This is a genomic window from Mesorhizobium sp. M0500 (genome assembly GCF_040321165.1).
In the GTDB taxonomy this organism is placed as follows: domain Bacteria; phylum Pseudomonadota; class Alphaproteobacteria; order Rhizobiales; family Rhizobiaceae; genus Mesorhizobium.
Genome location: NZ_JAMYRB010000015.1, coordinates 125,760 through 134,776, shown reverse-complemented (window position 1 = coordinate 134,776; position 9,017 = coordinate 125,760). Strand labels below are relative to the sequence as shown.

General features: G+C 61.3%; 9 protein-coding genes. 3 read left to right on the top strand and 6 right to left on the bottom strand.

Annotated features, from left to right (window positions below):
- On the top strand, positions 1-317 hold a 317-nt coding region (locus NKI70_RS23655; protein ID WP_352700821.1), incomplete at its 5' end, for a DUF3363 domain-containing protein.
- 199 nt (positions 318-516) lie between these two features.
- Positions 517-870 carry a hypothetical protein gene (locus NKI70_RS34000; protein ID WP_502897839.1) on the top strand — a complete coding sequence of 118 codons (354 nt, stop codon included), beginning with the start codon at positions 517-519 and terminating at the stop codon, positions 868-870.
- 374 nt (positions 871-1,244) lie between these two features.
- On the opposite strand, the gene NKI70_RS23645 is transcribed toward NKI70_RS34000, so the two are convergent.
- Complete coding sequence (locus tag NKI70_RS23645; protein ID WP_352700823.1) at positions 1,245-2,270, bottom strand: IS110 family RNA-guided transposase; 1,026 nt, start codon at positions 2,268-2,270, stop codon at positions 1,245-1,247.
- 373 nt (positions 2,271-2,643) lie between these two features.
- Between NKI70_RS23645 and NKI70_RS23640 the strand changes: the two genes are divergently transcribed.
- Positions 2,644-3,102, top strand: coding sequence for a hypothetical protein (locus tag NKI70_RS23640; RefSeq protein WP_352724951.1), 459 nt, complete (start codon positions 2,644-2,646; stop codon positions 3,100-3,102).
- A 170-nt stretch (positions 3,103-3,272) separates the two neighbouring features.
- On the opposite strand, the gene NKI70_RS23635 is transcribed toward NKI70_RS23640, so the two are convergent.
- Genes NKI70_RS23635 through NKI70_RS23615 form a run of 5 tightly spaced genes read right to left on the bottom strand, consistent with a single transcriptional unit; the run spans position 3,273 to position 9,009 of the window.
- Complete coding sequence (locus NKI70_RS23635) at positions 3,273-4,421, bottom strand: adenylate/guanylate cyclase domain-containing protein (protein WP_352700822.1); 1,149 nt, start codon at positions 4,419-4,421, stop codon at positions 3,273-3,275.
- 14 nt (positions 4,422-4,435) lie between these two features.
- Positions 4,436-4,801 carry a response regulator gene (locus tag NKI70_RS23630; protein WP_352700819.1) on the bottom strand — a complete coding sequence of 122 codons (366 nt, stop codon included), beginning with the start codon at positions 4,799-4,801 and terminating at the stop codon, positions 4,436-4,438.
- Positions 4,798-7,452 (bottom strand): GAF domain-containing protein, encoded by a 2,655-nt coding sequence (locus tag NKI70_RS23625; protein ID WP_352700818.1) that lies wholly within the window; start codon positions 7,450-7,452, stop codon positions 4,798-4,800. The genes NKI70_RS23630 and NKI70_RS23625 overlap by 4 nt, the downstream gene beginning before the upstream one ends.
- On the bottom strand, positions 7,418-7,981 hold the full coding sequence (locus NKI70_RS23620; RefSeq protein ID WP_352700817.1) for an SCO family protein: 564 nt from the start codon (positions 7,979-7,981) through the stop codon (positions 7,418-7,420). Before NKI70_RS23620 ends, NKI70_RS23625 begins: the two co-directional genes overlap by 35 nt.
- Before the next feature lie 20 nt (positions 7,982-8,001).
- The gene (locus NKI70_RS23615) at positions 8,002-9,009 is read right to left on the bottom strand and encodes an ABC transporter substrate-binding protein (protein ID WP_352724950.1); all 1,008 of its coding nucleotides are present in this window, start codon (positions 9,007-9,009) and stop codon (positions 8,002-8,004) included.
- Between the last annotated feature and the right edge of the window lie 8 nt (positions 9,010-9,017).

The following is a 9,017-nucleotide window of genomic DNA, read 5'->3' as shown; positions in this document are numbered from 1 at the left end:
TCACCTTCTCGCGCGACCTTGTAGCCACGCTGGAGCGCCAGGAGGTTACGCGGGTCGGCAAGGAAATGGCCGCTGCGCGCGGCCTCACGTTCCAGCCAGTCCAGCCCGGCAACCATGTCGGCGGCAGGCTGCTAGGCTCGGTCCGTCTTGCCAGCGGGCGCTTCGCCATGCTGGACGACGGGCTCGGGTTTCAGCTGGTGCCGTGGCAGCCAATGCTGGAGAAGCGCATCGGCCAGCACATTACCGGCTTCGTGCAAAACAGCGGCGGCATCGACTGGAGCTTCGGCAGAAAGCGCGGCTTGGGGATCGGGATGTGAGGCCCGCCGCGCGCAACCCTGCAGGAGATCGCGCTGACGCGGGATCGAGATCGTCACCGGCAGGTTGGCCAGCCAGCGTTCACGGCTAACAGATCTTTATTCCATCCTGAGTTGGCGGGAGGCCTTTTCGCTCATAGAGACCTGCCCGAGCCATGCCGCTCTCCGCTGGTCTAGCCTAGCAAGCGGCCTACGGTACAGAATGAGCCTGCGCTGCCGGGGCTGGCTGAAGTGGAGCCCGCAATCCTGCGCTCAACTGATCAACGGCCGACTACGGTCGCCGCAACCTAACGCCTGGGCGATCGCCATTGGTAAACTCCACGCCTTCGGCTTCAAGAGCGGCACGAATTTTTGCTTGGGTTTCGGCGGATACCATCAGACCGTTTTTGCCGTCGCTTTCGCAGCGCTTGATAGTCGGAACGGATACACCAGCCCGGCGGGCAAGCTCAGCCTGGGCGATACCGATCAACGCGCGGGCTGCCCGCATCTGTCCTGCTGTCATCAAAGTCTATTGATCCCTTTAGATCATTCCTATATGATCCAAAGGTATCAGTGATACCCTTGGGCCGACCGGTCCGAGGTGCGGCTAGGCACGGTGTTGGCGCACCGTCCCCAGCCTGACCAAACCCAAGCTTCTGAGGAGCTCGGATCATGGCTTCTCTATTCGGCGGCTTGGGGTCAAGCGCTTTTGTCATTTTCTGCCTTACCAGCTTCTGACATCATTCGCGGGTTCGTGCTTCTCTCCGGGATCGGCCCATTGGCCCTCCCTTGATGGGATTCAGAGAATAAGGCGGAACAATCTGATTCGCGTCCTGGCCAGCATGACATGACCGGTGCGCCCATGATCGCGAACTCACCTCATCCTTCGTCCCGCGAAGGACGTGCTTCCGCGCTGGGCGGAACTCTCTACCTCTTCTTCCCGGCCTTTTGTCACACGGCTGACGCCATGGTTTCCCGCGTCCAGCGGAACTCGCTGTTGTCCAGCCACATGCGGTGCATGACGACCGCCAGGCGACGTGCGAGCGCGACTATCGCCCTGCGCAAGCCGACGTTCATCGCCCAGGCCTTCAGCCATGACCATTTCTTCACGTGCGTCAGCATGACTTGGGCTGCTTCATAGAGCAATGTTCGCATCATGCCGTCCCCGCAGAGTGAGATGCCTCCAACGCGCTTGCTTTCGCCGGACTCGTCGAGCTTCGGTGTCAGCCCCAGGATCGGCCCTACCGCCTTGGAGTTTCTGAACCGTTGTGGAATGTCGATCGTCGCGGTGTACGCGAGCGCCACTATGGACCCGACACCAGGGACCGTCATCAAGCGCCGGCAGGTAGCATCGCCCCTGGCGATCGCCAGCACTTGTCTGTGCAGGTGCGCAAATTCCTCGCGCAGCTTCCGCCTGGCGGCCAGCAGTGGCTCCATGATCTGTTCGAGATCGGGCATGCATTCGACAAGCTCACGGATGCGGTCCTCGAACTTCGCCGTTCCCACGGCGCCGACCTTGAGCCCGAAGTTGCGCAGAAGACCGCGGATGTCGTTCTCGATCGCGATCGCCTTTTCCTGCAAGATCTTGCGGGCCGTCAGCAGCACCCGGCGCTTCTGGCTCGTCAGCGTCTTGATGTGCACCGGGCGGAATAGGTTGACCCGCATCATCTGGGCTATGCCGCGCGCATCATTGCGATCTGTCTTGTTCGGCTGCGCCTTCAGGAATGCTTTCACATGACGTGTTTCGATGCAGATGACCGGCAGCCCGGCCCTGGCCAGCCCCTCGAATAGCCACTGCGACAAGGGCCCTGCTTCGAGCCCGACCCGTTCGACGTTCCAAGTCGAGTCCTTCAGCACCGCAATGATATCGTCAGGGTGGCTGACCACCTTCACCTCACGACAAATCCTGCCGGTTTCGTCGACAACGCAAACGGCGGTTTCCTTCACCGAGATATCGAGGCCAACAAAATGCTTCATGTTGCGCTTCCTTTCCTGATGCTTGTGGCTGTCTGGACAGACCAAGTTATCATCAGCTCGAAGCGCAACACCTCTTTGCATCACCTTTGAAGATGGGCTCGAGCCGAATACCCCATCTGATTCCGACAATACCATGACTCCGCCCTTCGTCACTCGCAGGCGAATGCTTACCGCAGGGATGATCACGTCAACGGCTTTGGTTGTTGAGAAAAGTACTGTTGCCGGCAACGCAGCGGCGACGAGCACGCCCCCCTCCGATCCAGCGCTGGCGGTTTGGCTTGAATGGGAGAAAGCCCACAAGCTGACAGAGCAGCTTTGCCAGGGGCAGCAGCGCCTCGAGACGCAGCTTGTCCACAGCGTTGGCTTTCCTTGTGTGAGCATCAGCCTGCCCGAGGGTGAGGACGTGACGCTCCACTCGATCGAGGCGCTCCATAGCGTGCTCGGCAAAGGGCCGGCTATGGCGGCTCTGCGCGAAAAGGCCGAAGCTGATTTCGCGGCGCATCAGGCACGCTGGGATGCGGCTGCCGAGGAGACCGGTTACACCGCAGCGCTCAGGGCTGAGCGCGAGGCTGGCGAGCGGGCTGAGCATCTGCTGGAAGCGTTCTCAACCACCCCCGCCACTACCCTCGCTGGTGTAGTGGGCAAGCTCGATGCCGTGTTGCGAGAGGGCGAGGCCTGGGAGGAATGCTCAGAATTCCCTTGGCCGCAAATCCGCTCGGCGTTCAGCGATCTGATGCGCATCGCCGACCCGATGATGCCGGAACAGTTCTTTCACGGCGAGCAGCGATCCAAGGTTCGCAGGCCGTGGGCTGGCTGCTGTATCCGAACCTGACAGACGAAGATCGAGGCGAGATGTCACATAGGGCTGCCATCGGGTTGCTGCTGGCAGAACGCACACTTTCTCCCCGTTGCGGGCGGTTTCGAGATCGGTCGTGGCTGGGATGCTTTGTGCCGGCGGTTCGACGCGCCGCATCGTCCGAAAGAAGCCGGAATGCGTCTAAGCTAGCTTGGCCGACCGATCCACCGCACGATTTCATAGGCAGGCATCGGGCGGCGAAAACCCTTCAGCGTCAGTTCGCCAACGGCGACGGACTCAACCAGTGATTCGACGGCACCAACGACCCGCTGGCTCACGAGAATCTGGCGCGGCCCGGCTTCCTCGCACAATCGGGCGGCATGGTTCGACACTGTGCCTATCACTGCATAGTCGGCGCGCTGATCGAAACCGATCCGCCCGATGGTTGCATGGCCTCGGGCGATGCCGATTCCGAAGCCGAGCAAGTGGTCGCGCTTGCGCCATTGCTCCGAATGCTCGTCAATCGCATCACGCATCGCCGTAGCCATGCAGACGGCTCTCTCGGTATGGTCGGCGCAGGGCAGTGGATCGTTGAAAACCACGACGATACCGTCACCCACGAACCGCTCGAGAGTCCCCTCGTGGCGGACAATTTGTTCACCAAGACAGGAATGATACTCGGCAAGAACGGTCATGACTTCTTCGGGTTCGGCGGTCTCTGCGAAGGCAGTAAAGCCGCGCAAATCGCAAAAGACAACGGTCACCTCGCGACGGTGGCTCTGCAAGAGCGCATCTCCATTGCCCGCCGCAACGATGAGGTCGGCGACCTGTTCGGGCAGGAACCGCCTAAGCCGCGCCATTCGCTCGAGCTCCGTCACCTGGTCGGCCACGGTTTGCTCGAGCGAGCGGTTCCAGTCGGAAAGTTGCGCGGCTTGGTCCTCAAGGCGTTTGGCTTGGCTCGCGACAGTGTCGTGAAGCGCCTTCTGACGCAGCATCGAGCGCACCCGCGCTAACAGCGCCCTGTGCTCGAAGGGCTTTGTCAGATAATCGTCGCCACCGGCGTCCAGCCCATCGACCACGTCGCGCGTGTCGGCTTTCGCGGTGACCAGAATAACGGGGATCGACCGCAGCGATTGATCGTGCTTGAGCATGCGTACCACACTGATGCCGTCGAGCTTCGGCATCATGATGTCGAGGAGGATCAGATCCGGTGTGAGATCGCGGGCCGTCGCAAGCCCCTCTTCACCATCCGCGGCAGTCACCACTTCGTAGCCATTCGCCTCGAGCCGCATGCGCAGGATCTCGAGATTTTCCGGGGTATCGTCGACCGCGAGAATGCGAGGCGGATTGTGCAAGGCACTGTCTCCCCTCAGGAAAGGAACTGGCGAATCTCGGCGAGCAGCTGGCGCGGACTGAATGGCTTGGCAATGTAACCATCGCACCCTGCAGCAAGGGCTTTCGCCTCGTCGCCCGACAGTGCGTAGGAGGTGACCGCGATGATCGGAATGTGCCGGAGCGCCGGGTCGGCCTTGATGCGGCGGGCCGCTTCATACCCGTCGATCACCGGGAGCTGAATGTCCATAAGGATCAGGTCCGGCCTGTGCGCTCCGGCTGCAGCGATGCCGGCGGCGCCGTCCGCTGCCTCGATCAGTTGGTATTCGGTGGTGGCGATGAGGTCGCGGATGATCTGGCGGTTGTCCTCGGTGTCTTCCACCATCAGGATTCGTTTGCTCATGCGGCCCTCACGTCCTCTTGCACCCGGATCGGTATCTTCAGGCGGAATGTCGACCCTGACCCGATCACGGACTCGACGTCTATGGTTCCGCCATGCATTTCGACGATGCGCTTCGAGATCGCCAGGCCAAGACCTGTGCCACCCTTCTGCCTGGTGCTGCTGTTGTCGACCTGCTGGAATTCTTCGAAGATGAGAGCCTGGTCCTTGGACGCGATGCCGGGACCTGTATCCCGGACGGTGATCTCGAAATGTCCGTCGGCCGCGCCGGCAAGAATGTCGACCGCACCCGTTTCGGTGAACTTGACGGCATTGCCTGCAAGATTGAGCAGGACCTGCATCAAACGGCGTTCGTCCCCGCGGCCGATTGGAAGGTTCTCGCCAACAGTCGTTGAAAGCTCAAGACCCTTCGCTCGTGCCAGCGGCTCGACAGCCGTAACGGTCAATCGAACAATCTGCGCGACGGAGTAGTCCTCGATCGCCAGCGTGAGCTGGCCGGCTTCGATCTTGGAAAGGTCGAGTACGTCGTTGATGAGCCCGAGAAGGTGACGGCCGTTTGCCTGCACGCGCGCGACGGTCGTCTTCGCCTTGTCCGGGAGTTCGCCGTAGATGCCGTCGACCAGCAGTTCTGTGAAGCCCAAGACTGAATTGAGCGGTGTCCTGAGCTCGTGGCTCATATTCGCGAGGAACTGGGACTTGTGGCGGCTAGCTGCCTCCAGCTCCCGGCCTTTCTCCTCGATCTCGCGGAACAGCTTGGCATTCTGGATCGCGAGCACCGATTGGGCTGCGAAGGTCTCCAGCAGATGGACAACTTGCTCATGGAAGGCACCTGGCTTGTGGCGCCTGACGACCAGTGCACCTACGATCTTGTTGGGCATCAGCAGCGGAACGATCAGGATACCGCGATATCCGGCTTCGACGATCGTCTTTCTTACGAGGAAGGCTGAGGCCTCCTGGCTCAGGTCGGGAAACTGCACCGGCATGCAGCGCCCGGGTGCGTCGCCGATCCCCATGTCGGCCAGCCCGATCGTCTGGTGTGAGACTGCGGCGATAAGCTCATCGCTCATACCGAAGTTTGCGCGCGGACGGAATTGCTGCCGCGTGCTGCTGAACACGTAGATGGTGCCAGCATCCGTCTCCGACAACTGGACCGCTTTGGCGACGATCGTTTTCAGCACTGTGTCGAGATCCAGCGTCGAATTGACCGCCTTGCTCACCTCACCAAGCGCCTCGAGCTCACCAACAGACGCGGCAAGCTCGCGCGTCCGTGACTGCACCGCCTCGAAGAGCCGCGCATTCTCGATGGCGATCACCGCCTGGTCGGCGAATGTCTCGACGAGCGCGATCTCCTTGGGATTGAAAGATTGCGGCTCAACCCTCGTCATGACGAATACGCCAACGAGATCACCTTCCCGCAACAGCGGGGCAGCGAGGACGGTGCGGAATCCGCCTGCCTCAGCGATCAGGGTAACGCGGTAGTCCGGATCGGCGGTCACGTCTTCGATTTGCACGATCCGCCGTTCTTCGATTACGCGCCCTACGGCGGAGCCCCGGCCTGCGGCAAGCGCTGGAAGTGGATTGGCGTCGACATAAGCGCGGAAACTGGGCGGGTAGCCATGCGTCGACACATAGCGGAATACGCCGTCCAGCAACTGCACGATACCACCCTTGTCGGCACGGCAGAGCCTGACAGCCGATTCCACCAACGTATCGAGCACAACCTGCAGATCGAAGGTAGAGCGGCTGATAACCTTCAGAACGTCTGCAGTGGCTGTCTGCTGCTGAAGGGCCTCGTCGAGCTGCTGGGTGCGCGTCTCAATCTCCTGATACAGGCGCCCCAGCTGGTCGGAGGTCTGGTTGACGTTAGCGGCGAGCACTCCAAGTTCGTCGCGATTGGCCACGGCAACCTGGTGGGCGAAGTCGCCGGCCGCTATCTGACTGAGACGCGTCTCGATCTTCTTGACCGGTTCGATCAACGACCAGGAGATGATGTAGCCAAGCGCAAGCGCGAGCAGGATGCTGCCCACAGCAAAAGCGACCACGATCATTCGAGAGGTGCCGTACGCCCCCTCGCTCGCTTCGATGGCCGCGACCATGTCGGCTTCGGCCATGTTGACCAGCTGGTTCGTCAGCCGCTCGAGGCGGTCGGCCGACGGCATGATCTCATCCAGCTGAACCTTGCGCGCCTCCGCCGTGCGACCGGCGCGGAAGAGCTCCGCGACATGCATCACGCCGGCCGCAAGCCGTTCGTACTCCTGTCGGACCTGGCCCAGCACCTCCGCCTCAGTTTCAGCGACGAACTCCATGCGGTCGAGGTCGTAGCCAAACTGGTTGAGCTGGCGCAACGCCCCATCCAGCATCCGGTCGTCCTGAAGCAACAGGGCGGTGGAGATGCCGTAGAGCTGGGTTGTCGTATCGTGCTGCACCTGGCGATAGGCCGCGATCCTGCGCTGCAGCTTGATCAGCTCGTTTGTTTGATCATTGACCCCACTCAGCACCTGCAACCCGACGGCCCCGAGCACGATCAACAGGCCGACGATCGACAGGAACGCGATCAAGAGCTTGGTCTGGACGCGCGCCGGCAGCCGGGCAACCCAGCCGACTAGCCGGTTCGTTATGTTACTTGGATTCGTCCAAGAGGCTGAGAAGGTCACCCCGGAACTCCTCTAGGTCGAACCGAACGCCAAGATACTGTACGCGCAACATGCCCCTAGGGTCTATGAGCGACGTCAGCAACGTGTGGTCGACGTCACCATCCGCCGTTTTCTTCGCGATGACGCCGTATTTCCGTCCAACCTCATGGACAACCGCCGGATCACCGGTAAGGAACGACCAGCCTTTCAGATCGGCGCCAAAATTCTGCGCATATTCTTTCAACACCTCAGCCGTGTCGCGCTCCGGGTCGACGGTTATCGAAATGAAGGCGATCTTCGATCCGAACGCAGAGCCTAGCTTCTCCTGCACACTGGCCATATGGGCGGTCAGCATCGGGCAGACGTCGGTGCAGTACGTATAGATGAATGCAACGGCGACCACCTTGCCGCGAAAGTCGCGCAGCGACACGCGTACACCGTCCTGCGAGGTCAGGGTAAAGTCCGGCGCTGCTCCGATCGTCGGCAGGCGCAGGTCGTGCGCCGCGTCATGCGCAAGTGCCGGCCAAGGGGCAAGAAATGCCAGTGCCAATGCGCATGCCGGCCAGCCCGTCACGTCTTCAACTCGCGCTTGACCTCGTTGAAGAACTGCCAATCGGTGCCATTCGCGATGATCTCGTTTGGGCTCGACTTGACAATCCCGGCTTCATGCAGCCGCAGCGAGAAGAACCTCATCGTGTCCTCGGGATCGAAGTCGCGCCAATTAGAGTATGGGAGCTCGCGGAGCGACTGCACGGCGTAGTCGTATTGTTCGGTGTGTCCGCCATCCACCAAGAGGCGTGCCACCCGTTCCGGTTCGGCCGCGCAGATATCGGCCGATTTGATGATGGCCCGGATGACGCGCTTGGTGGCAACTGGATTTTTCTCGGCATACGCGGCGTTGACCGCCAGCATGCAGCAGTAATATTGCGACCACGGCCGGTCCTTGGAACTGTCGAGGATGACGTGGCCGACTTTGCGGGTGCGCAGGTCCTGAGCCTCAGGCGGAAAAGCCAGGAAGGCGTCGACCTTGCCCTCGGCGAAGAGCTCCGCCGGCTTTGCCTCGCCGACGATCCATTCGATGTCGCGTTGCGGATCGAGGCCGACATAGGTCGCCATGGCACTGACGAAGATATGCGGATCCGACGATAGATTGCCGCCGACGCCGACTTTGCGGCCCTTGAGATCTGTGATGCTCTTGATGTTCTCGCGTCCGAACAACTCGTAGCAGCCGACATGGACTCCGGAGATCACCTTGATCGGGGCGCCAGTGTCGACCGGAATGATTAGGGCCGTGGCAAAGTCAATGCCGAAGTCGATGTCGCCGCGCGCCAGCATCTCGGTCTGGGCGATACCGGCCTCGGCGGCCACGAAGCCGAAATCTGAGAACCCCTCTGCGCGGATCAGATCCTCTGCGACGTACTGCGGAGCGATGCAGATACCAGGCGCTGCCGCAAAGCGGGCGATCGTGGTTTCAGGTGCCGCTTCGGCTGCTACCGCATTGCGGCCGTTGGCAAGGCCTGCTGCAGCGAGCGCAGACAAGCCTGTGAGGAAACGGCGACGGTTCTGGACAATCTGCATAAGCCTTT